This is a genomic window from Ralstonia pickettii, from assembly GCF_016466415.2.
Lineage (GTDB): Bacteria > Pseudomonadota > Gammaproteobacteria > Burkholderiales > Burkholderiaceae > Ralstonia > Ralstonia pickettii.
This window is the reverse complement of record NZ_CP066772.2, coordinates 96,333-118,027: the sequence shown is the minus strand read 5'-3', so window position 1 is coordinate 118,027 and position 21,695 is coordinate 96,333. Positions and strand designations below refer to the sequence as shown.

The following is a 21,695-nucleotide window of genomic DNA, read 5'->3' as shown; positions in this document are numbered from 1 at the left end:
TCGCTCATGGCTGGTCTCCCGTGATAGCGCTGTTGCGTGGATGATCCTGACGCCCACGGGGGACGGTCAGGTATTTGAGACTGAGGAAAGCATAACAAATCACCGTAGCGGTCAGGCCAAGCAGGATGTAACTTGCTCTGGGCAATAGCAGGGCAAGCCCGGTCAACACAAACACGACCAGGGTGTTGACGACCAATTGGCGCCGCAACTCAGGACGCTCCATGAAATAGGCGTACTGCTTGCCAATGAAAAAGCAGACCGTGCCGATGACCAACAGTATCCGGAAATCGGATACCTGCATGTCGTCCAGGATCGCATGCCGGATCAGGCTCGCCAGGATTGACAGGCCGATGAAAACAAAAAGATGCGAATACGCGACCGAATGACCGGTCGCGAGCTTCTGTCTGGACAACAGGTGAAAACTGTCAAAGTAGACCCACCAGATGCTGGAAATCGTCACGAAGCCGGTGGCGGCGGTCATCAGCCTCACCACAGTCCAGTTAATATTGGCCAGTCCCGCCGACAGGCTGATAACGGACTCTCCCAGTAAGATGAGCGTGAGCAGGCCCACACGCTCGATCAGGTGTTCGGTATGCACTGGGATACCCTGGAGATGACGGGGCAAAAAAAAAGAGGAACGCAACCAGATCGAACAGTATTCCAAGGTAAAACACGACGTATCGCTGTGGCGCCGGGAACAGGATCGAAGCGAGGCTGATGGTGGCGCCAGCGAGGGTCACCCACCCAACTGCCGTTGTGAGATGCACGCTTTCCTTGTGCCGTTGCTTCGATACGAAATACATCATGGCGATGATGTATTTCGAACAAGCGTAGCAGACGATGATGGCCTCAAAGCTGGTCAGGAATCGTTGGTCGATCAAGCCTGAGATGATAATCATCAGGAACATGATGAACAGGGTAGCGAGCCGATGCTTCCGGTCATCCGCGTCGAACCGGTTGGCATACATCGTGTGGCTGACCCAAATCCACCACAAGGGTATGAAAGCGAGGACGTATTGCCAGAACTGGGGTGGGTCAAGATGACCCTCGTGCGTGTGGTTCAGGATATTCGTTACGTCACCGATCGCTACCACAAAAATCAGGTCGAAGAACAACTCCAGCCAGGTGGCACGGCGATTGAGTTCGAAATATTTTGTGTTGTGCATTTTGGGCCTAACAAGTAATGCTAGCGCACCAATCTTCAGTGGTTGTTGAGGTACCGCCGCAGATACTCGACGGTGCGGCTTTCCTTCGCGCGCACGATCTCCACTGGTGTGCCGCTCGCCACGATCTTGCCGCCGGCGTCGCCGGCGCCCGGGCCGACGTCGATAACCCAGTCGCTCTGCGCGGCCACCCGCATGTCGTGTTCGACCACCACGACGGTATTGCCGGCATCCACGAGTCCCTGGAGTTGCACCATGAGCCGGTCCACGTCGGCGGGATGCAGGCCGGTGGTCGGCTCGTCGAGGATATACAGCGTGTCGGAGCGCTGCGCGCGTTGCAGTTCGGTGGCGAGTTTGATGCGCTGGGCTTCGCCGCCGGACAGTTCGGTGGCCGGCTGGCCGAGCCGCAGATAGCCCAGGCCGATGTCGCGCAGCACGTTCAACGCGCGCATCACGCTGGCTTCGTCGGCGAAGAAGTCGCAGGCGGCGTCGACGGTCAGGCGGAGCACCTCGGCGATGTTTTTATCGCGCCACGTGACTTCCAGCGTCTGCGCGTTGTAGCGCGTGCCGTGACATGTCGAGCAGGGCGCGTAGACGCTCGGTAGAAATAGCAGTTCGACGCTGACAAAGCCTTCGCCTTCACAAGTCGGGCAACGGCCTTGCGCCACGTTGAACGAAAAGCGGCCCGCGCTGTAGCGGCGCTTGCGGGCGAGCGGCGTGTCGGCGAACAGCTTGCGCACATGGTCGAACAGGCCCGTGTAAGTGGCAAGGTTGGAACGCGGCGTGCGGCCGATCGGTTTCTGATCGACGCGCACGAGTCGCCGCACGGTGTCCATCCCTTCGGTGATGCGGCCTCCGGTCGGCACGGCGGTGGCGGCGAACAACGGGTCCTGCTCGTCGTTGTCCGGGTTTTCGAAGGCGCGTCCAAGGTGGCTAGCGACCAGCTCGGGCAGTGCCTGGCTCACGAGGCTCGATTTGCCCGAGCCCGACACGCCTGTGACGGCAGTCAGACAGCCGAGCGGAAACGCGGCATCGAGCCCGAGCAGATTGTTGCGCGTGATGCCGGCGAGCCGCAGCCAGCCGGTAGGTTTACGCGGCATACGTTCGACTGGCGCCGGCGGCGCGAACAGATGCCGGCGCGTTTGCGACGCCTCCACCTTCGCGAGTCCGGCGGGCGGCCCGCTATAGACCACATAGCCGCCGGCCTCACCCGCTGCGGGGCCGACGTCGACCAGCCAGTCGGCGCGCCGCATCATCTGCAGATCGTGTTCGACGACAAACAGCGAATTGCCCGCCGCCTTCAATCCCTGCAGCGCGCTGAAGAGTGCTTCGCTATCGGCGGGATGCAGACCGGCTGATGGCTCATCGAGCACGTACACGACGCCGAACAACTGCGACGATAACTGCGTGGCGAGTCGCAGGCGCTGCGTTTCGCCGGATGACAGCGTGGGCGTGCTGCGCTCCAACGCGAGATAGCCCAGGCCCAGATCGACCAGCGTCGTCAGGCGCTCTAGAAGTTCGGCTGCGATACGCTGGGCAGCGACGCGCTTCTCCTCGGACAGGTTGGGCGTGCGCCTCACGTCGGGCGAGGCTTTGTGCGCGGAACCGCCTGCGGCGACCCGCTTTTCGACGGCATCGCGCATGGCGCTCCTGCTGAGCACGCTGCCTTTGGCGGCGTCTTTGACCGAATGAGCGGCATCCGGCTCGGGCCATTTTCCGCGCGCGATCGGTTCGAGCATCTCGGCAAGTCTGGCGAGCGGCAACTGAGCAAAATCGCCGATATCGAGCCCGGCGAACTTCACCGACAGCGCTTCCTTCTTGAGCCGCTTGCCATGGCAGGTCGGACAGACGCTGCCGACCATGAATTGCGACACGCGTTTTTTCATCAGCGCGCTTTGCGTGTTCGCGAACGTGTGCAGCACATAGCGGCGCGCACCGGAGAATGTCCCTTGATAGCTCGGTTCGTCCTTGCGCTTTAGCGCGGCGCGGGTTTCTTTCGGCGTGAGGCCGGCGTAGACGGGCACGGTCGGCTGTTCGTCGGTGAAGAGAATCCAGTCGCGGACTTTCTTCGGCAAATCGCGCCACGGTTTATCGACGTCGTAGCCGAGCGTCACCAGAATGTCGCGCAGATTTTGTCCGTGCCAGGCCGGCGGCCATGCAGCGATTGCGCGCTCGCGAATGGTCAGCGAGTCGTCCGGCACCATGGATTTTTCCGTAACCTCGTACACGCGGCCGAGTCCATGGCAAGTCGGACAGGCGCCTTGCACCGTGTTTGGCGAGAAATCCTCGGCGAACAGCATGGGTTGCTTTGGCGGATAGTCGCCAGTGCGCGAATAGAGCATGCGCACGAGACTCGACAGCGTGGTCACGCTGCCAACCGACGAGCGCGCGCTCGGCGTGCCTCGCTGTTGCTGCAACGCGACCGCGGGCGGCAGGCCTTCGATCGCGTCCACTTCGGGCACGCCGACCTGTTCGATCAGGCGCCGGGCATACGGCGCGACCGATTCGAAATAGCGCCGCTGCGCTTCGGCGTACAACGTGCCAAATGCCAGCGACGATTTTCCCGATCCCGACACGCCGGTGAAGACGACTAGCGCATCACGCGGAATCTGCACGTCGATGTTTTTCAGATTGTGTTCGCGAGCGCCGCGCACGCACACGAAGCCGGTGAAAGCGGGTGCGTCGGATTGCGCCGGCGTCAAGCGACCCTTGTTGCGGATGGCGTCCATATCGATGACTAACGAATAAGCATGGCTCGGCGAATCGAGCGAAAACTAATGAAGGCGCTCGGCACAGGCTATTCGGGCTCGAAGGTTGTTGAGCAACGAGGGCGGGGATGGCCGCTGCGGCCAGCATTGTCGGGGCATCCTCACTGCTTCAATTAAACCCGAAGCGCCAGCATGACAGCGGCACATTTCCCCAGACAGCCGAGACTGTAAAGAGCCATCCCTAAAGATTCAAACATGATGTGCGAGACCAGCATGAGGATGCCTGCAACGAATTCCGCACCGTGTCATATCGAAGAGCATGTGTTCTTCAAGGGAAGATTGCATGACGCGGCTCCTCCATTCTTTTTAGACAATCAGGGGGACCAGCCAGGGCTGACGCGGACAGCAACAGAAAGCCCCATGACATGATCAAACGATCGTCGTTCGCGCTTCTACCAGCCAGCGACGCCGATTTTCTGAAAAGACTCCCTGTGCGATCAAAGCAAGGTGCTTGGTGCGCGCCGGTTCAGGTTCGGCTCGGGCGCATGTATCACGTCCTTCGATTGGTTTCGGGTTTCGGATCTGCTGGCCCACTCTCCTTTTGCATGACTCACTCCTTCAACTCCGGCGACGTATCAAGCCATGCTCAGCCTCGAGAGCAGCGCTTTTGCCGCTGCTTCCGACGAGGCGGGATTCTGTCCAGTAATCAGGCTTGCCGCGACGACCACATATGATTGCCAATCCGGCCCCTTCGAATACTTGCCTCCATTCTTCTTCAACATGTCCTCGACGAGGAATGGCACCACTTCCGTAAGACCGACGGCCGCTTCTTCTGAATTGGCAAAGCCGGTTACGGGTTTATCGCGCACGAGCGGAGAGCCATCAGGCGCCTTTGCATGACACAGCACACCGGGTGCATGGCAAACGGCGGCGACCGGCTTTCCCGCCGCATACATGGTTTCGATCAATGAGATCGACTGCGGATCTTCTGCCAGATCCCAGAGCGGTCCGTGTCCGCCGGGATAGAACAAGGCATCATAGTCCGCGGCCGAGACAGTTGAGAGCTTCGCTGTATTTGCCAGGGCCGCTTGCACTTCGTTATCGTTCTTGAAACGCCGGGTTGCTTCGGTTTGCGAATCCGGATCGTCGCTCTTGGGGTCGAGAGGCGGCTGGCCGCCTTTTGGCGAAGCGAGCGTCATCTCGACGCCTGCGTCCTTGAACACGAAATAAGGCGCGGCAAACTCTTCGAGCCAGAATCCGGTTTTCCGGCCCGTATCGCCGAGCTGGTCGTGTGAAGTCAGTACCACCAGAATCTTCATGACAACCTCGCGAGTCCGTTCAATTCACGTTGCAACGAGCCGAAGAGCGGTGTCGTCGACCCAAGTCATTCTGGCAGTATAGGCGGCTGTCAGGAGCGCTGAGGGTGTTGCCGGTTTTTGTGCTGTGTTCTTCCCCGCCCCTTGACCACGTCGGCATCAAGCGGTCGGAGGTCGCCGGAACATGTCGATTCCAGTTCCGCCAGTATCGAATTCGCGCCAGTGCCAGCGTGCCCCACGGCGGACGTTGGACTGGGACCAGATTCGCGCGGAACTGACCGCGATGGGTAATTCGTTGACGCCGGTGAGTGTGGCAGAGGCGGCGCGGCGCCTCGATGTCGACGTGCGCCAGCTATATCAGAACGCCAACACGGAGGCTCGCATCCTGGCCGAGCGCTGGCGGCGACAGTTGCGGCGCCGCGGAGAACAGAGCCTGGACAATGCGCGAGAGGCTATTGATGTCGCATGTCAGAACATCGTTAGCCAAGGTAAAGCAATCAATCTTCGAGAGGTGAGGGAGCGCGTCCCTCAAGAGGTGCTCGGAAGCGTCAGTGGAGTCATCAGCTTGCTCCAGGACGCCAAAGGACGCATCGAAGCAGACTGAGCGCCTCCAAACCAAAGAAGAAGCCGGCCACGCGGCCGGCTTTTTTACGTCCATCATTCCCGCTGCGAGCGGGAAAAACTATTTAACTGAGCGCCGATTTTCGATACATGTGGCCCAGCGGGTAAACAACCATAACCTGTCCAGACGGCCACTTTATGCTTAACGGCACAAGTTTTGTTGTTCCTCAATAAATCATGAGATGGTGGGACGTACAGGATTTGAACCTGCCTGCCTGCGTCGGTAAACCGTCGCCGCTCGACCCATGAGCTACCGTCCCGCTTTCACTATATCGGCCCTTCCTGAGGAAACCCGAGTCGGGACATCCCCCTAGCCGGATCGGCCAGTGAATCCCGCTGGCCGAGGCATCCGGATGCTCTAGCCCGGAATGATTCTGCGCTGGCGCAAGTCGTCGAAGATGCGCATGAACATCGCTTCCGTCTCCACATATTCGTGAAAGCCGAAGCGGCGCGCCTTGGAGCCGTCGCCGAACATGTCGTAGTCCCACGAGAAGACAAAATCGGCAAAGCGCCACGAAGACACATCGCCGTAGGGTGTATTCACCAAACCATGCCTGGCGATCATGCTTTGCCAGAGCGGCGCCTTATCGGCCATGACGGTGTCGAGCGACAAGGGCAGCGGCGGGGCGACTTCCAGATCAAAGTACCGCGCGATCCTGGGCCACATTTCGCTCCAGCGGAACAGGTCGCCGTTGTTGATGTTGAAGGCCTGGTTGGCGCAGCGCGGGTCGGTGGCGGCCCACACCGTGGCGCGGGCCAGCAGGCCGGCATCGGTCATTTCCAGCAGGTGGTCGTATGCGCCAGGCTTGCCGGGAAAGCGCAGCGGCAGGCCGAGTTCTTTCGAGATCGACGCGTACATGGCAAGGGCCACGGCCAGGTTCATCGGGTTGCCCAGAGCGAAGCCGCCCACCACCGCCGGGCGAATGGCCGACCATGTCCATGTCTTGCCCGCCTGGCGTGCTTCCAGGAAGGTCTGCTGGTCGAACATGAATTCCGGCGGCATGAAATGCGCATCGGTCTCGCGCGCCGGCGTCTTGAAAGGCCCGAGGTGACCGCCGTAGACCTTGTAGCCCTGCATCAGGCTGATGTGCGCGAGGCGGGGCGACGCGGCTTCGATGGCGTCGACCGCGTTGATCAGCATGGCAAGGTTGGGCGGAACGAGTTCAGCCCAGGTCGGGCGGTCCTGATAAGCGGCGTAAAAGAGGTGCGTGACCTTGTCCAGTTCGCTGAGCTTGGCGCGCGTGTCGGCCGCGTCGAGCAGGTCGACGGCGATGTGCGTGATGCGCTCCGTCGATGCGCCGCCGCGGCGCGAAAGGCCGACGATGCGCCAGTCATCCAATGTGGCGAGGTGCTCGACCAAGTTGCGGCCGATCACGCCCTGCGCACCCACGACGAGCGCGACTTTGTCCGGTGTAGTCATGTTGATATTGGGGCGTGCCCAACGTAGCAATGGGAATGGCCACCAGTATGAGAACGCCCGGATCTGTGCGGTAGACTGCCTGAAAGCACATCATCTATGAATTGAAATCACAATGTCGCGGCTTGATGTCAATCGCTTTGGCGAGATGGAAGTCTTCGTGCGGGTGGTGGAGGAGGGCGGTTTTTCCGCCGCGGCGCGCGCGTGCCGGATGACGCCGTCGGCGGTGAGCAAGCTGGTGGCACGGTTGGAGACCCGCCTCGGCGCGCGCTTGGTGAACCGCTCCACGCGGCGCTTGCAGCTCACGCCAGAGGGTGCCGCGTTCTACGAGCGCAGCGTGACAGTGCTGGCCGATCTGGACGAGGCGGAGCGCGAGGCTTCCGCCGGGGCGCAGCCTTCAGGGCGCTTGCGCATCAATTCGAATGTGCCGGTCGGCACGCATGTGCTGCTGCCGATCGTGCCGGCTTTTCTGGCGTGTCATCCGGAGGTGTCGCTCGACATTGCGCTTACGGATCGCGTGGTCGATCTGCTGGAAGATCGCACCGACGTTGCCCTGCGCAGCGGGCCGCTGAAAAGTTCGCGGCTGGTGGCGCGCAAGCTCGGGCAGACGCGCTTGATGGTGGTGGCGTCGCCGGCCTATCTGGCGCGCGCCGGCACGCCGCGCACGCCCGCTGATTTAGCGCGCCACAACTGCCTGACCTTCAGCTACGTACGTGCCGAAAACGCCTGGCCCTTTGCCAAGCGCGGTCGCCGCACCGCGTTCACGCCGCAGGGCAACACGCAGATCAGCGATGGCGAGGCGCTGCGGGCTGTGGCGGTGGCCGGCCTGGGGTTGGCGCGCCTGGCCGAGTTCCAGGTGCGCGCCGATCTTGAGGCAGGCCGCCTCGTCCCCGTCCTGGAGGACTACAACCCCGGCGAGACCGAAGACATCCATGCCGTCTATGTCGGCCAGGGCGCGCATCTGCCCGCGCGCGTGCGGGCGTTTCTCGATTTTCTGGTCGCGCACGTGAAGGTTGCCTAGGCTTGCGATCCCCCTCCCTGGAAGGGCGTGGGCTTCACATTCTCAAAACGCCTTCAAGTTGCCAAATGCCGTGCCGTTTACCGCCACATAACGTGTGCATGAACGGGGGAAGACGCAATGTCACAGCATTCGCAGCACGAAGTCGATGAACGTACCAATCTGACGAACAACAACCGCTTTGAGCTGTTGTTGTTCCGCCTGGGCGAATCTGCGCGCTCCAACCAGCGCGAGATGTTCGGCATTAACGTGTTCAAGGTGCGCGAGATCATGGTCATGCCGCCTGTGACGCATGTTGCGGATGCCGGCGCCCATATCCTGGGTGCGGTCAACGTGCGCGGCCAGATCATTCCCGTGATCGATCTCGCCAGCGTGATCGGCACCAAGAACGGCAATGCCAACATCCTGCTGATTACCGAATACGCGCGCTCCACCCAAGGCTTTGCGGTGGAAGAAGTGGACGAGATCGTGCGCCTCGAATGGAGCCAGATCTTCCCGGCCGAGGCAAGCGTGGGCAGCAGCAACATCACGAGCCTGGCGCGCCTGGACGGCAACGCCGACAACTCGCGCCTGGCGCAGGTCATCGACGTCGAACAGATTCTGGTGGATGTGTTCCCGACCCGTCGCACCGATCTGGCGCCCGACAATGACGAGCGCCCGATCAAGCTGCCGCCGGGTGCAAAGCTGCTGGTGGCGGATGACTCGGGCCTCGCGCGCTCGCTGATCGCCAACGGCCTGGAGGCGATGGGCACGCCGTACGTCATGACCAAGAGCGGCCAGGAAGCATGGGATACGCTGCAGAACATCGCACGCGATGCCGCCCGCGAAGGCAAGACCGTGCGCGACAAGATTGCGCTGGTGCTGACCGATCTGGAAATGCCCGAGATGGACGGATTCACGCTCACCCGCAAGATCAAGACCGAGCCGGCGTTCCAGTCGATTCCGGTGGTGATTCACTCGTCGCTGTCGGGCTCGGCCAATGAAGACCACGTGCGCCGCGTCGGCGCCAACGGCTACGTGGCCAAGTTCGAAGCCAACGAGCTCGCGCAGGCTATTGCTTCTGCGCTGGGTTAAGCCCTGAGCCAGGCATGGGGCCGGGCGACGTGCAATGCGTCGCCGGGCTCTGTATTACTTGCGGCTGTGGTGGTCCCCGCCAAGCGGGTCGACGACGATCATGGTGCGATCGAGCACGCCGTTGTCGTCAAACAGGGCGTTGAAGTGCGCCTGCTGAGTCCCGGCGACGTACATCCGATATGACCACGCCTCCCGCTTCATCAGCGGGTAGTACTGCGTCGGCTCTTTCGGCGTTCCGAAGCGCTCGAGCACATCGCGTTTGGACCACACACCCGGGCGCGCCTCGTAGATTTCCTTTTCCGTCAGCATTTGCCGATAGTTGGTGAGCTTGCCGTTGGCGTCAAAATCGGCGGCATACACCTCGTGCCCGAGCGGCTGCCTGGAGTAAATCCAGCGGTGCGTGCCATCCGCAAGCTGATAGGTCTCGGTGGGTGCGCCAAAGGTTTCTCGCACAGCACTTTCCGGCTGGCCGATCATCTTTTGCGCTGTCTGCACAGGGTTGAGCGAGGCACACGCGCAAAGGGCAAGTGCCGTCAGGCTGATCCATCTGCTGAGTCGTTTTGGCATGGCGTTCTCCGGGGGGATGCTGGGATTGACCTTACGGATGGTAAACCGCGCGGCCGCCCGAAATATTCCATCGATCCAAACTGGCGCCTGTGCCGCACAACATTGGTGCGATCAACGGGGTTTCTGGGCGGAGGCAGCGATGACGCGGTGCACGAAACGCAGCTTGTCGATCACGGGGGATGCCAGCGTGAACGGGTAGCCATCGGGCTGACCCAAGCTGCGGTTGAGGCTGTTGAGCACGTAGGTGAGCGGAAACCAGCGGCTCATCAGGTTGTTGAAGCTGGCTTCTTCCACTGGGGTCTGGTCGGTCAGTTCGGGCTCTTGTGGATGGTCGGGCAGCAATGCCAGGCCGTATGACACGGCGGTGTCCAGCGCGTCGACCATGTGCAGGTAGTGCGCCCAGGTTTCGGCCCAGTCTTCCCATGGGTGCATGGTGGCGTAGGCGCTGATGTAGTGCTGTGCCCAGTCCGCCGGCGGGCCATTGTCGTAATAGGTCTTGAGGGCGTCGGCATAGCTCGCGCGGTCATCGCCAAAGCGCTCGCGGAACGCGGCTTCCCACATCGGCTTGCCGGCAATCAGGCGGTCGAAGAAGTAATGCCCGGATTCGTGGCGGAAGTGCCCAAGCAGCGTGCGATAGGGCTCGCGCAGCTCGGTACGGGCTTTTTCGCGCGCGGCATCGTCGGCTTCGGCAATGTTGAGCGTGATGCGGCCGTGGTTGTGGCCGGTCATGACGGGCGCACTGTCTTCCTTGCTTGCGAGAAACGCGAACTTCAACCCCGTCTCGGGGTTCTCCTGCCGCGATTCCAGTGGCAGGCCCAGCTTCATGAGCGTATAGAGCAGTCGGCGCTTGGCCACCTCCATCTTGTACCAATAGAACCGGTTTTCCGGCACGTTAAGGTCGGGGATCGTTTCGGTGAACTGGCAGGCGCGACACAGCGTGTCGGGCGAATCGGCCAGGATCATCCAGTTGCAGACGTTTTCGACCGCGTAGTTGTGGCATTGGCGATAGCGCTGGCCTTGTGCCTCGGGGTGAAGGCTGCGCCAGCGCTTGTCCGCGGCCTTTGCTGTCTCCAGCGTCTCCCCCGTCTCCGCTGTCTCAGTGGGCTCGTCGGCAGGTTCAAACGCGCTGATCTCGCCCACGTCAGGCAGGTAGCCGAGCAGGGCGTTGCAGCGCTCGCACAAGACGTTTTCAAAGAAGACGAGTTGCTGGCAACGGTTGCAGTGGAACGTTTTCATGGCGGTCCAAGAGCAGGGCAAGGGCTGGCTTTCGGGGTGCTTCCCGACCAGGATGGTGGCGTGGCTGCGGACAGCTTTCCAGCAAGCGTTGTACCCCATTGGCATGTCATACGCACGGCCGTGCGCTGTACCGGCTCGGCCATCAATGCCCGTATCCCGGCGCACAGCGAATCCGCCTCATGGGTCCATCGCACCGCGCTGTGCGTGGAAGCGCGATCAACAGATGCTGGGGACGCCCACGACCAGCGCTTAGGGGTGGCCCACCAGCTCCTGTGCGGGTTGCCGCCGCCGTTGCGCGCCCGGGTGGGCGTCCGGCAGACGGTCGGTACCAAACAGCTTGCGACGCAAGGTGCCCGGCGCATACCCGGTCTTGTAGACACCGCGGTTCTGCAACTCCGGCACCACCAGGTCGATGAAGTCGGCATAGCTTTCCGGCGTGACCGTGCGCGCCAGGTTGAAGCCGTCGATGTCGGTCACATCCATCCACTGCTGCAGCGCGTCGGCTACCTGCTGCGCGTCACCGACGATCGTGGCGTATCGGCCACCCAAGGCAAGTTGGTCGAGCAAGCGCCGCACCGTGAACTGCGTATCGCCGCCGGTGGCGCGGCGGATGGATGACTCGATCGCATTCGTCTTCACCGCACGCAGCGGATCGTCCAACGCATAGGCCGAATAGTCGACGCCAGAGCCTGCCGAGAAATGCGCCAGACCGGCTTCGGCGCTGGCATAGCGTTGGTATTCGGCAAGCTTCTCACGCGCAATTTTTTCCGTCTTGTCGACCACCACGGTGATGCCTATGAAGACTTTGACGTCATCCGCGCGGCGCCCGGCCTGCACGGCAGCCTGACGCAACTGCGCCACCTGATCGCGCGTGGCCGATTGGCTCTGGCCCGACAGGAACACGCACTCCGCATGCTGCCCGGCAAAGGTCTGCCCACGCGCGGACGAGCCCGCCTGGAACAGCACCGGCGTGCGCTGGGGAGACGGCTCGCTCAAGTGGTAGCCCTCCACGTCGTAATAGCGGCCGTGGTGCCGGATGCGGTGCACTTTGTCGGGCTGCGCAAACACGCGTGCGGCGCGATCACGCAGCACCGCATCGTCTTCCCAACTGCCTTCCCACAGCTGGTAGACCACATCCAGAAACTCATCGGCGCGGTCGTAACGCTCGTCGTGTGCAATCTGCTCGCGCAGGCCCATGGCGCGTGCGGCGCTGTCCAGATAACCCGTGACGATGTTCCAGCCGACGCGGCCGTCTGTCAGGTGATCGAGCGTGGAGAAGCGCCGCGCAAACAGGTACGGCGCCTCATAGGTCAGGTTGACGGTCAGGCCAAAGCCGAGATGCTCTGTCACGCCCGCCATGGCCGACACCAGCATCAGCGGATCATTCACCGGCAGTTGGATCGACTCGCGCAGCGTCAGGTCGGCAGACTGCTGGTAGACGTCGTACACGCCCACGATATCGGCGATGAACAGACCGTCGAACAAGCCCCGTTCCAGCAGCTTGGCGAGGTCGGTCCAATAGCTGAGCTTGCGGTAGTCGGCCGACGTATCGCGCGGATGGGTCCACAGCCCGTGGTTGATGTGGCCCACGCAGTTCATGTTGAACGCGTTGAGCAGGATCGATTTCTTGGACATCGCGATCAGGTGCCGAGGCTGGTGAGGGACGGCAGGGCGTCGGCAGAGCGTTGCAGCAATACGCCCAGAATCTCGCGCCGCCATGCGTCGTACAGCGGCACGTAGTTGCGCGTGTCGATGCCGGCTGCGCGTTCGTTCAACGCCCACGATTCGCGCAGGTAATCATCGAGCAGCACCTGCAGCTTGTCGTCGGCTTCCAGCACTTCGCCTACGAGCTGCTCGCGCTCGCCGTCCGATGCCGCATCGAGCTTTCGGTGCCACCACTCGGTGATGAGGATGCGGTGCACCTCCTCGTCCGGCATGATGCGGTTCTCGGCAAAGTCGCGGTTGGCAAGATCGAGCACGCGCGACGTGCGTCGATTGACTTGCAGCCGCGCGAGGATGTGATGCTCGTAGTGGAATTCCCACGCGAGAAACGCGGCCTGACTGGTCAGTGGGTAATCGCCCAGAACATCCCAGTGGTGGCGCACATCGCGGACGATGCGCTCGATCTGATCGCGCCCCGACAGCACGCGAATGCGCTCGCGCGAAGCCACTGTGTGGAACCCGTCATCGCCGATCTGGCGCGACAGTGCGAGCTGGAAGTCGGGCTCATTGCGAAACAGCCGGTCCAACCCAGCGCTGGCCAGTTGCACGATGAAAAGGTCGTGCGCCGCGTTCCACACTGCGTAGTCAATCACGCCTTCCAGTTCTTCCGCTGTCTGTGCGTCGCGCGGCGGTTCCGTGCGTGCGGGTGGCAGGTGCGGCGCATGCACGGCGGCAACGCGGTCGAACAGGTCTTTTTCCAGCGCGGCACCGTAGCGCGTGTGTGCTGAGGCGATGGTTTCGAGATGGGCTTGGGTCATGCTGACATCCTCGTCGCGGAGGGTCGCTCCGGTTGATGGGGCATGCACCTGCGGGGTGGCCGGGTGCAGCGAGGCTGTCATCGTTGCATTGAAGCTTGTGCAGGCAAACGAAGCGTTGCGCATGTCGTCAGACGCTGCACGCACATAACGTCCTTAGAGGCCGTTTTCCACCATTTCGACCACGCGCAGGGCGATGGCGCCGGTTTGCTCCGGCGGGCGGCTGCGCAAGGGCCCGTCGATGATGAGCAGTGCGAGCCCATGCACGGCAGACCAGGCAAGGTATTCGGCACCGGGGCGGCGCTCGGCGGGTAGCACGCCAGCGGCAGTCATGCGATCCAGCGCAAGGCCCAGCAGCTGAAACGGGTTGCGTCCGCTGTCGCCCGCCTTGGCGGGGTCGGCGTCGTTTTCCACCTCATCGGGTACGGCGAAGGCGGTGCGGAACAAACCGGTCTCCATTTGCGCAAAACGGAGGTAACCCACACCGATGGCGCGCAGTGAAGCGCGTGCTTGCGCGTCCGCCGGCCAGGTTGGGTCGATGGATTCGAGTTCGGCCTCCATGGCGCGGGCCAGCGCCGCGAGTGACGCTGCGCGTACCGCCTGCAGCAAATCGAGCCGCCCCGCGAAGTGACGATAGGCGGCATTTGGCGCGACACCTGCGCGGCGGGTGGCCTCGCGCAACACGATGGCCTCCGGCCCGCCGGCACGTGCGAGTTCAATGCCGGCGTCGAGCAGCGCGCGCCGCAGGTCGCCATGGCGGTACGTTGCGCGCACGGGCGGGCGGGGTGGTTCCTGGGTCATGCGATGAAACTCCGCAAAAGCGATGTGGACACTGTTCATTATGTCTGCTATCGTTTGTGGACAGTGTTCACAAATCAACACTAGGCGCTGTCACGCAGGATGCCAAGCGCTTTCAGGAGGTCCATATGACAAACGCAAGCGAGGCCGTGGACGACGCATCCCAGCTGCGCAGCCTGATTGAGGCGTGGGCGGAAGCCGTTCGCGCCAAGGACATCGATGCCGTGATGCGTCACTACGCGCCGGACGTCGTCGTGTTTGACGTCATGCCGCCGTTGTTTGTGAAAGGCGCAGAGGCGTATCGCCGTAACTGGCAGGGTTGGTTCGATGCGCTGGATGGCCAGGCGGATTTCCACTTCGTCGAATTGCACCTCGAGGTGAGTGGCGACCTGGCCTATTGCTTCAGCGTGAACCGCCTGCGTGCGCGGTATCGAGACGGTGCAAAGCACGATGCGCAAACGCGCGCCACCGTGTGCTTTCGCAAGATCGATGGGCGCTGGCTGGTGGTTCATGAACACGCCTCGGTTCCCATGCCGGTGCCGGAAACCGCTTGCAGTTGAGACCAACGAAAGAGCCCAACGAAAGGCGAACAAACCCTTTCCCCAACCGCGTGTTCAAGGTAGCCCGGTGCGCGGCTTTGCAGTCCCCCAAGTCCACCTCAAGGAGTTGTGATGCAAGTTCAACCGTATCTGTTCTTCGAAGGTCGTTGTGAAGAGGCGCTGGAGTTCTACAAGAAGACGCTCAGCGCCAAGGTCGATGTGGTGATGCACTACAAGGATGCGCCCAAGGACGCGCAGCCCACTGCCGAGCAATGTGGCGGCATGGCGCCCCCGCTCGACAAGGTGATGCACGCCGCCTTCCGCGTGGGCGAAACCCAGATCCTGGCATCTGACGGCATGGCCGGCGGCAAGACGGATTTCAAGGGTTTCGGGTTGTCGGTGAGCGTGGCCGACAACGCCGCTGCCGAGCGTACCTTCAAGGCGCTCGGCGACGGCGGCCACGTCACGATGCCGATGTCCGAAACGTTTTTCGCCCACGCGTTCGGCATGGTGACCGATCGTTTTGGCATCACGTGGATGGTGATCGCGCCCAAGCCGATGTAATGGCCGTGTGTATGAAAACGGCCGCCGCACGGTGGCCGTTCTACGCAAACTCGTAGTCGGCCTGCCTTGGCGCAGGGCCGTGGCCCGGTGCTAGACTGCGCGATCACCGGGGCCTTACCAATATCAACGAAACCACCCCCCGGGTGATGATCGGCTGTTCTCGCCGCGACCCTTTGCATGGCCTGCGCAAAGGCGTCTATTCACCTGCTGCCCCCTTTGTTGGAGCGTTCTTCATGCTGAAGATCATTGCGATCGTCATCGTTGTCGCGATTGTTGCTGTGCTGGGTTTTGCGGCCACGCGTCCGGACACCTTCCGTGTGCAACGCGAGATTGACATCAAGGCGCCGCCTGAAAAGGTGTTTGCCTTGATCGACGATTTCCACCGCTGGACGGTGTGGTCTCCGTGGGAGAAGCGGGACCCGGCGATGAAGCGCACCTATGGCGGGCCTGTCAGTGGCAAAGGCGCGAACTATGCGTGGGATGGCTCGCGGGAAGTGGGGGCAGGGCGCATGGAGATTGTCGATTCAACGTCGCCCAGCCGCATCCAGATTCAGCTGGATTTCCTGAAGCCGTTCGAAGCGCACAACACGGCGGAGTTCACGCTCAAGCCTGCCGGCGATGTGACGCACGTCACCTGGGCAATGTATGGCCCGAGCCCATTCATCTCCAAGGTGATGGGCCTGTTCTTCAGTATGGACGCGATGATCGGCAAGGACTTTGAAACCGGTCTCGCCAATCTCAAATCGGCTGCACAATCCTGAGCGCCATTCAGGCGCGCCAGCCCATCATAGGAGTGATTCCATGACGCATGGCATTGACGAACGCAAGCGCTGGCTTGCCCTCATCGTGCTCTGCCTGGGCGTGCTGATGATCGTGCTGGACACGACCATCGTGAACGTTGCGCTGCCGTCCATCCAGGCAGACCTGGGCTTTACCGAAACCTCCCTCGTATGGGTGGTCAACGCCTACATGCTCACCTTTGGCGGCTGTTTGTTGCTGGGCGGGCGATTGGGTGATCTGTTCGGGCATCGAAGGCTGTTCCTGCTGGGGTTGACGCTGTTCACGCTGGCGTCCGCCGCATGCGGGCTGGCGAATTCGCAAGGGCTGCTGATTACGGCGCGCGCCGTGCAGGGGCTGGGCGGCGCGGTGGTGTCGGCGGTGTCGCTGTCGCTGATCATGAATCTGTTCACTTCGCCAGCCGACCGCGCCAAGGCAATGGGCATCTACGGCTTTGTCTGTGCGGGCGGCGGCAGCATCGGCGTATTGCTTGGTGGCCTGCTGACGAGCACGCTGAGCTGGCACTGGATCTTTCTGGTCAACCTGCCGATTGGCGTGGCGGTGTATGTCGCCTGCGTGGCGTTGCTGCCGGTGGGCAAGCCGTTGGCCGATCGCACGAAACTGGATGTGGCGGGCGCGATTGCCGTGACCGCGTCGCTGATGCTGGCGGTGTACGCGGTCGTGCATGGCAACGAAGCCGGCTGGACGTCCACGCAAACGCTGACGCAACTGGGTATTGCCATCGCGTTGATGATCGCGTTCCTGGTCATCGAATCGCGCGTGTCGCATCCGCTGATGCCGCTGCATATGTTCGCGCTGCGCAACGTGGCCACGGCCAACGTGGTGGGCGTGCTGTGGGCGGCGGCGATGTTCGCGTGGTTTTTCATCTCGGCGCTGTACATGCAGCGTGTGCTCGACTACAGCGCCATGCAGGTGGGGCTGGCCTTCCTGCCGGCCAACATCATCATGGCGGTGTTCTCGCTGGGTTTGTCAGCCAAGCTGGTGATGCGCTTTGGCATTCGCGCGCCCCTGTCGGTGGGTTTGCTGGTGGCAGGCATTGGGCTGGTGCTGTTTGCGCGCGCGCCTGCGGGCGGCAGCTTTGTACTCGACGTGCTGCCGGGCATGTTGTTGCTCGGCCTGGGCGCCGGTGTGGCGTTCAACCCGGTGCTACTGGCTGCCATGAGCGATGTGGCGCCCGATGAATCCGGCCTGGCGTCGGGCGTGGTCAATACGTCGTTCATGATGGGCGGTGCGTTGGGCCTGGCCATCCTGGCAAGTCTGGCGGCCGCGCGCACTGAAGGTCTGGCTGCGGCCGGGGCCGATGCTACGACGGCACTCAATGGCGGCTACCATCTCGCGTTCCTGCTGGGCGCGGTAGCAGCGTTGCTCGGTTCGGTGCTGGCGGGCGTGTTCGTGCGCACGCGCGCGCACGGACCGGCGCAGGCCGAAGCATCGTCGGCTGCGCCAGTCTGAGTCACCGCGAAAGGACCACCGAAGGGAGTGCACCGCATGTCTGAAACAAGGCATGCGGTGAAACCCGTTATTGACCGACCGGTCGGACGGTTTATAATCGATCCATCCAAAACACGGTGCGCATGACGTGCCGTGCACATGCCGCGCAAGCGGCCGGAGGATCGCATGTACACCCAAAGCCTCGACCAACCCGGCGGTTTGCCAACGGAGCAGGAATTGGCCGCCGCCTCTCAAGGCGAAGCCGATTTGCAGGCGCGCTTCGATGCACGCATCGGGGCCGACCAAAAAATCGAGCCGCAAGACTGGATGCCGGCGCCGTACCGCAAGACGCTGCTGCGGCAAATTTCGCAGCACGCGCACTCCGAGGTGGTCGGCATGCTGCCGGAAGGCAATTGGATCAGCCGGGCGCCGTCGCTCAAGCGCAAGGCCATCCTCCTGGCCAAGGTGCAGGACGAAGCGGGCCACGGCCTTTATCTCTATTCCGCCGCAGAAACGCTCGGCAGTTCGCGCGACGAGATGATCGACGCGCTGCACGAAGGCCGGGCGAAGTATTCGTCGATCTTCAATTACCCGACGCTCTCCTGGGCAGACGTGGGCGTGATCGGCTGGCTGGTCGATGGCGCGGCCATCATGAACCAGGTGCCGCTGTGCCGCTGTTCGTATGGCCCGTATGCGCGTGCCATGATCCGCATCTGCAAGGAAGAGTCGTTTCACCAGCGTCAGGGCTATGAATCGTTGCTGACGATGATGGGCGGCACGCAGGCGCAGCGCGACATGGTGCAGGAAGCCGTCAACCGCTGGTGGTTTCCGGTGCTGATGATGTTCGGGCCGCCCGATACCGCATCGCCCAACAGCGCGCAGACCATGGCCTGGGGCATCAAGCGCATCTCGAACGACGATCTGCGGCAGCGCTTTGTCGATGCTACCGTCGAGCAGGCGCGCGTGCTCGGCGTGACGCTGCCCGACCCCGGCCTCATATGGAACGAAGCGCGCGGCCATTACGATTTCTCGCCGCTCGATTGGTCCGAATTCAAGCGCGTGCTCGATGGTCACGGCCCGTGCAACCGCGAGCGCCTCGCCACCCGCAAGCGCGCACACGAGGAGGGCGAATGGGTGCGCGAGGCTGCGCTTGCTTACGCACGCAAGCAGGCCCAACGCGCCGCCGCCAGCCAACAAGCTGCCTGAACCGGGAGGAGCCCGCCATGCATCAACACGAATGGCCGCTGTGGGAAGTGTTCATCCGCAGCAAGCAGGGCCTGGAGCACAAGCATTGCGGCAGCCTGCACGCCGTGGACGCCAAGCAGGCGCTGCAGATGGCGCGCGATGTCTACACGCGCCGGCAGGAAGGCGTCTCCATCTGGGTGGTGCCGTCGGCGGCCATCACCGCCAGCGAACCCGACGACAAGCCGATGCTCTTCGACCCGATGGCCGACAAGATCTATCGGCACCCGACGTTCTATCGGCTGCCCGATGAAGTCAACCACATGTGAGCCGCGGCGATGACTTCCGACGCGCATCTGCAATACATCCTTCGTCTGGCCGACAACGCACTCATCCTTGGCCAGCGCAACGCGGAATGGACCGGCCATGGCCCTGTGCTGGAAGAAGACATTGCGTTGTCCAATCTCAGTCTTGACCTGATCGGGCAGGCGCGGCTGCTCTACACGCACGCGGGGCGGATCGAAGGCGCGCTCACCGGCACACCGCACACGGAAGACGACTACGCCTATTGGCGGGCCGAGCCTGCGTTCCGCAACTACACGCTGCTCGAACTGCCCCATGCCGGGCCATTAGTCGCGACATCGGCAGCCGCGCGCGACTACGCCGTCACCATCGTTCGCCACTTTCTGTACGCCGCGTTGATGGTGCCCCTGTGGGAAGCGTTGACGCGTTCGACCGACCCCGAGCTGGCCGCCATTGCCGCCAGATCGGTGAAGGAGATGCGTTACCACCTCGCCCATACGCGCGACTGGCTCGTGCGCTTCGGTGATGGCACGGACGAGTCGCATGCGCGTTCCCAGGCCGCGCTCGATTGGCTGATGCCGTACACGAACGAGTTCTTTGCCACGGACGGCGTTGAAATGGCCGCAGCCGAGGCTGGCTTCGGCGTGCGTCCAGCCGACCTGCGCGACGCATGGGAAGCCACCGTGCGCGACGCGCTGGACGAGGCCACGCTGCGCTGGCCCGAGCCGGGTCCGTATGTCAGCACCGGCAAGCACGGCGTGCACTCCGAACATATGGGCTATCTGCTGGCCGAGATGCAGGGATTGGCGCGCCAGTATCCGGGGGCGTCGTGGTAAGCGAACGGTTGGAGCGGGCACGCATGGCGCTCGAAGCCGTAACCGATCCGGAGATTCCCGTGGTGACGATTGCCGAACTGGGCATCCTGCGCGATGTGCAGCTCGACGAAGACGGCTCCCTGGTGGCAACGATCACACCCACCTATTCCGGCTGCCCGGCCATGGAACAGATTGCCGATGATGTGAGCCATGCCTTGCAAGCGGCAGACGTGGGTGCGTATCGCGTGCGTTCGGTGCTGTCGCCGGCATGGACGACGGATTGGATCACCGCGGAAGGGCAGCGCAAATTGCGCGACTTTGGTATCGCGCCGCCGGCGTATGTGGCCGAAGTGGATGGGGCCCGGCCGATTCGTCTTACGCGCCCCGCGCAGGGTGAACACATCACCTGCCCGCAATGCGGATCACACGATACGGTGCTCATTTCTGCCTTCGGTTCAACAGCTTGCAAGGCGCTGTACCGCTGTCGCGCGTGCCGCGAGCCGTTCGATTATTTCAAGCCCTACTGACCCCGACCCCGCCAACCCCCCGCTGAGCGCGAACGCCATGACTCCGCAATTCCATCCTTTGCGCGTTGCTGAAGTGCGCGGCGAAACGGCCGATACGATTTCCGTGCGCTTTGACGTGCCGAATGACCTGCGCGATGCGTACCGTTTTACGCAGGGGCAGTTCCTGACGCTGCGCGTGCCGCCGGGCCAATTGCCCGGACATGAAGAACTGCGGCGTTCGTATTCGATCTGCTGCGCGGTGCAGGACTACGACGCGCACGGCGAGTTGCGCGTGGCGGTCAAGCGCGTCGATGCGGGCGTCTTCTCCAACCACCTGCACGATCGCATCCGCGTGGGCCAGACGCTTGATGTGCTGCCGCCGGATGGGCGCTTCTACGTGCCGCTCGCAGCCGAAAGCGCGCGCCACTATGTGGCCTTTGCAGCCGGCAGCGGCATCACGCCGATCCTGTCGCTCATCAAGACGACGCTGGCGGCGGAGCCGCAGAGCCGCTTCACGCTGGTCTACGGCAATCGCAGCGTCGACAGCATCATCTTTGGTGAAGCACTCGAAGACCTGAAGGACCGCTACCTCGATCGCTTTGCGCTGTATCACGTGCTGTCGCGCCAGGCGCAGGACATCGCGCTGTTCAACGGGCGGCTCGACGGCGCGAAAGCGCGCGCTTTTCTGGACACGCTGATCCCGCCGGGCGATATCGATGCCGCTTTCATCTGTGGCCCGTCGACGATGATCGATGCGGTGGAGGCCGCGCTGCTCGAGCGCGGGGTGCCGCGCGATCGTGTGCATGCCGAGCGCTTTGGTGTGCCCGTGGGCGATGCGGCGGCAGCGGCCAGGCCGCGCACGCATGCCGCAGTGGCGGGCGATGTGGCACTCACGGTGGTGCTAGACGGCAAATCGCACGAAGTGCCCATGGCGGGTGACGCCAAGGTGCTCGACAGCGCGCTGAGTGCGGGACTCGATCTGCCCTATGCGTGCAAGGGCGGCGTGTGCTGTACCTGCCGCGCCAAGGTGCTGGAGGGCCGGGTGGAGATGGACAAGAACTTCACGCTGGAAGACTGGGAGATCCAGCAGGGGTTTGTGCTGACCTGCCAGGCGCGGCCGCTGACGCAGCGCGTGGTGGTCAGCTACGACGAGCGTTGAACG

Annotated in this window: 20 protein-coding genes and 1 pseudogene; 12 read left to right on the top strand and 9 right to left on the bottom strand. The window is 62.7% G+C overall.

Annotated features, from left to right (window positions below):
- Positions 1 to 4 precede the first annotated feature (4 nt).
- From RP6297_RS16710 to RP6297_RS16700, 3 genes and pseudogenes are all read right to left on the bottom strand, one after another.
- Positions 5 to 1,166: pseudogene (locus RP6297_RS16710) on the bottom strand (low temperature requirement protein A).
- Between the two features lie 35 nt (positions 1,167 to 1,201).
- Entirely contained in the window at positions 1,202 to 3,892 is a 2,691-nt protein-coding gene (locus RP6297_RS16705; protein ID WP_009239873.1) for an excinuclease ABC subunit UvrA, read from the bottom strand.
- 614 nt (positions 3,893 to 4,506) lie between these two features.
- Positions 4,507 to 5,190, bottom strand: a complete 684-nt coding sequence (locus RP6297_RS16700) for a type 1 glutamine amidotransferase domain-containing protein (protein WP_009239872.1) — start codon at positions 5,188 to 5,190, stop codon at positions 4,507 to 4,509.
- A 181-nt stretch (positions 5,191 to 5,371) separates the two neighbouring features.
- Between RP6297_RS16700 and RP6297_RS16695 the strand changes: the two genes are divergently transcribed.
- A complete protein-coding gene (locus RP6297_RS16695; protein ID WP_223293302.1) occupies positions 5,372 to 5,791 on the top strand; it encodes a hypothetical protein in 420 nt (139 codons plus the stop codon).
- A gap of 375 nt (positions 5,792 to 6,166) precedes the next feature.
- Here RP6297_RS16695 and RP6297_RS16690 read toward each other — a convergent pair whose 3' ends face one another.
- Positions 6,167 to 7,228: an SDR family oxidoreductase gene (locus tag RP6297_RS16690; RefSeq protein ID WP_009239871.1), complete on the bottom strand. Its 1,062-nt coding sequence runs from the start codon at positions 7,226 to 7,228 to the stop codon at positions 6,167 to 6,169.
- A gap of 112 nt (positions 7,229 to 7,340) precedes the next feature.
- On the opposite strand from RP6297_RS16690, the gene RP6297_RS16685 reads away from it, so the two are divergent.
- Both RP6297_RS16685 and RP6297_RS16680 read left to right on the top strand, forming a co-directional pair.
- Complete coding sequence (locus RP6297_RS16685; protein ID WP_009239870.1) at positions 7,341 to 8,246, top strand: LysR family transcriptional regulator; 906 nt, start codon at positions 7,341 to 7,343, stop codon at positions 8,244 to 8,246.
- A gap of 117 nt (positions 8,247 to 8,363) precedes the next feature.
- Positions 8,364 to 9,317: a chemotaxis protein gene (locus RP6297_RS16680; RefSeq protein WP_009239869.1), complete on the top strand. Its 954-nt coding sequence runs from the start codon at positions 8,364 to 8,366 to the stop codon at positions 9,315 to 9,317.
- Between the two features lie 54 nt (positions 9,318 to 9,371).
- Here the strand turns inward: RP6297_RS16680 and RP6297_RS16675 are convergent, their stop codons facing one another.
- The 5 genes from RP6297_RS16675 to RP6297_RS16655 all read right to left on the bottom strand — a co-directional run bounded on the left by RP6297_RS16675 (position 9,372) and on the right by RP6297_RS16655 (position 14,398).
- Positions 9,372 to 9,884 (bottom strand): hypothetical protein, encoded by a 513-nt coding sequence (locus tag RP6297_RS16675; RefSeq protein WP_009239868.1) that lies wholly within the window; start codon positions 9,882 to 9,884, stop codon positions 9,372 to 9,374.
- Positions 9,885 to 9,995: 111 nt separating this feature from the next.
- Positions 9,996 to 11,120 carry a zinc-binding metallopeptidase family protein gene (locus RP6297_RS16670; RefSeq protein ID WP_009239867.1) on the bottom strand — a complete coding sequence of 375 codons (1,125 nt, stop codon included), beginning with the start codon at positions 11,118 to 11,120 and terminating at the stop codon, positions 9,996 to 9,998.
- A gap of 249 nt (positions 11,121 to 11,369) precedes the next feature.
- Complete coding sequence (locus RP6297_RS16665) at positions 11,370 to 12,755, bottom strand: LLM class flavin-dependent oxidoreductase (protein ID WP_009239866.1); 1,386 nt, start codon at positions 12,753 to 12,755, stop codon at positions 11,370 to 11,372.
- Between the two features lie 5 nt (positions 12,756 to 12,760).
- Complete coding sequence (locus tag RP6297_RS16660) at positions 12,761 to 13,600, bottom strand: hypothetical protein (RefSeq protein WP_009239865.1); 840 nt, start codon at positions 13,598 to 13,600, stop codon at positions 12,761 to 12,763.
- 153 nt (positions 13,601 to 13,753) lie between these two features.
- Entirely contained in the window at positions 13,754 to 14,398 is a 645-nt protein-coding gene (locus RP6297_RS16655) for a TetR/AcrR family transcriptional regulator (protein ID WP_009239864.1), read from the bottom strand.
- Positions 14,399 to 14,523: 125 nt separating this feature from the next.
- Here RP6297_RS16655 and RP6297_RS16650 point away from each other — a divergent pair, with 125 nt between their 5' ends.
- From RP6297_RS16650 to paaE, 9 genes are all read left to right on the top strand, one after another.
- Positions 14,524 to 14,955: a YybH family protein gene (locus RP6297_RS16650; protein ID WP_009239863.1), complete on the top strand. Its 432-nt coding sequence runs from the start codon at positions 14,524 to 14,526 to the stop codon at positions 14,953 to 14,955.
- A 111-nt stretch (positions 14,956 to 15,066) separates the two neighbouring features.
- Positions 15,067 to 15,498: a VOC family protein gene (locus RP6297_RS16645; protein ID WP_009239862.1), complete on the top strand. Its 432-nt coding sequence runs from the start codon at positions 15,067 to 15,069 to the stop codon at positions 15,496 to 15,498.
- Positions 15,499 to 15,731: 233 nt separating this feature from the next.
- A complete protein-coding gene (locus RP6297_RS16640; RefSeq protein WP_009239861.1) occupies positions 15,732 to 16,259 on the top strand; it encodes an SRPBCC family protein in 528 nt (175 codons plus the stop codon).
- A gap of 40 nt (positions 16,260 to 16,299) precedes the next feature.
- Positions 16,300 to 17,748 (top strand): DHA2 family efflux MFS transporter permease subunit, encoded by a 1,449-nt coding sequence (locus RP6297_RS16635; protein WP_009239860.1) that lies wholly within the window; start codon positions 16,300 to 16,302, stop codon positions 17,746 to 17,748.
- A gap of 165 nt (positions 17,749 to 17,913) precedes the next feature.
- Positions 17,914 to 18,933 (top strand): 1,2-phenylacetyl-CoA epoxidase subunit PaaA, encoded by a 1,020-nt coding sequence (gene paaA / locus RP6297_RS16630; RefSeq protein ID WP_009239859.1) that lies wholly within the window; start codon positions 17,914 to 17,916, stop codon positions 18,931 to 18,933.
- 17 nt (positions 18,934 to 18,950) lie between these two features.
- Positions 18,951 to 19,238, top strand: coding sequence for a 1,2-phenylacetyl-CoA epoxidase subunit PaaB (paaB, locus tag RP6297_RS16625; RefSeq protein ID WP_004635034.1), 288 nt, complete (start codon positions 18,951 to 18,953; stop codon positions 19,236 to 19,238).
- Positions 19,239 to 19,247: 9 nt separating this feature from the next.
- Positions 19,248 to 20,048, top strand: coding sequence for a 1,2-phenylacetyl-CoA epoxidase subunit PaaC (gene paaC / locus RP6297_RS16620; RefSeq protein WP_009239858.1), 801 nt, complete (start codon positions 19,248 to 19,250; stop codon positions 20,046 to 20,048).
- Positions 20,049 to 20,071: 23 nt separating this feature from the next.
- Positions 20,072 to 20,554, top strand: coding sequence for a 1,2-phenylacetyl-CoA epoxidase subunit PaaD (gene paaD, locus RP6297_RS16615; RefSeq protein ID WP_009239857.1), 483 nt, complete (start codon positions 20,072 to 20,074; stop codon positions 20,552 to 20,554).
- A 37-nt stretch (positions 20,555 to 20,591) separates the two neighbouring features.
- Complete coding sequence (paaE, locus tag RP6297_RS16610) at positions 20,592 to 21,692, top strand: 1,2-phenylacetyl-CoA epoxidase subunit PaaE (protein ID WP_009239856.1); 1,101 nt, start codon at positions 20,592 to 20,594, stop codon at positions 21,690 to 21,692.
- The last annotated feature ends 3 nt before the right edge of the window (positions 21,693 to 21,695 follow it).

Coding starts and splice junctions, on each gene's coding strand:
- RP6297_RS16645 (WP_009239862.1), top strand. CDS start 15,067: ATGCAAGTTCAACCGTATCTGTTCTTCGAAGGTCGTTGTGAAGAGGCG.
- RP6297_RS16700 (WP_009239872.1), bottom strand. CDS start 5,190: ATGAAGATTCTGGTGGTACTGACTTCACACGACCAGCTCGGCGATACG.
- RP6297_RS16685 (WP_009239870.1), top strand. CDS start 7,341: ATGTCGCGGCTTGATGTCAATCGCTTTGGCGAGATGGAAGTCTTCGTG.
- RP6297_RS16640 (WP_009239861.1), top strand. CDS start 15,732: ATGCTGAAGATCATTGCGATCGTCATCGTTGTCGCGATTGTTGCTGTG.
- paaE (WP_009239856.1), top strand. CDS start 20,592: ATGACTCCGCAATTCCATCCTTTGCGCGTTGCTGAAGTGCGCGGCGAA.
- paaC (WP_009239858.1), top strand. CDS start 19,248: ATGACTTCCGACGCGCATCTGCAATACATCCTTCGTCTGGCCGACAAC.
- paaA (WP_009239859.1), top strand. CDS start 17,914: ATGTACACCCAAAGCCTCGACCAACCCGGCGGTTTGCCAACGGAGCAG.
- RP6297_RS16690 (WP_009239871.1), bottom strand. CDS start 7,228: ATGACTACACCGGACAAAGTCGCGCTCGTCGTGGGTGCGCAGGGCGTG.
- RP6297_RS16675 (WP_009239868.1), bottom strand. CDS start 9,884: ATGCCAAAACGACTCAGCAGATGGATCAGCCTGACGGCACTTGCCCTT.
- RP6297_RS16655 (WP_009239864.1), bottom strand. CDS start 14,398: ATGACCCAGGAACCACCCCGCCCGCCCGTGCGCGCAACGTACCGCCAT.
- RP6297_RS16670 (WP_009239867.1), bottom strand. CDS start 11,120: ATGAAAACGTTCCACTGCAACCGTTGCCAGCAACTCGTCTTCTTTGAA.
- RP6297_RS16650 (WP_009239863.1), top strand. CDS start 14,524: ATGACAAACGCAAGCGAGGCCGTGGACGACGCATCCCAGCTGCGCAGC.
- RP6297_RS16660 (WP_009239865.1), bottom strand. CDS start 13,600: ATGACCCAAGCCCATCTCGAAACCATCGCCTCAGCACACACGCGCTAC.
- RP6297_RS16635 (WP_009239860.1), top strand. CDS start 16,300: ATGACGCATGGCATTGACGAACGCAAGCGCTGGCTTGCCCTCATCGTG.
- RP6297_RS16695 (WP_223293302.1), top strand. CDS start 5,372: ATGTCGATTCCAGTTCCGCCAGTATCGAATTCGCGCCAGTGCCAGCGT.
- paaB (WP_004635034.1), top strand. CDS start 18,951: ATGCATCAACACGAATGGCCGCTGTGGGAAGTGTTCATCCGCAGCAAG.
- RP6297_RS16665 (WP_009239866.1), bottom strand. CDS start 12,755: ATGTCCAAGAAATCGATCCTGCTCAACGCGTTCAACATGAACTGCGTG.
- RP6297_RS16680 (WP_009239869.1), top strand. CDS start 8,364: ATGTCACAGCATTCGCAGCACGAAGTCGATGAACGTACCAATCTGACG.
- paaD (WP_009239857.1), top strand. CDS start 20,072: ATGGCGCTCGAAGCCGTAACCGATCCGGAGATTCCCGTGGTGACGATT.
- RP6297_RS16705 (WP_009239873.1), bottom strand. CDS start 3,892: ATGGACGCCATCCGCAACAAGGGTCGCTTGACGCCGGCGCAATCCGAC.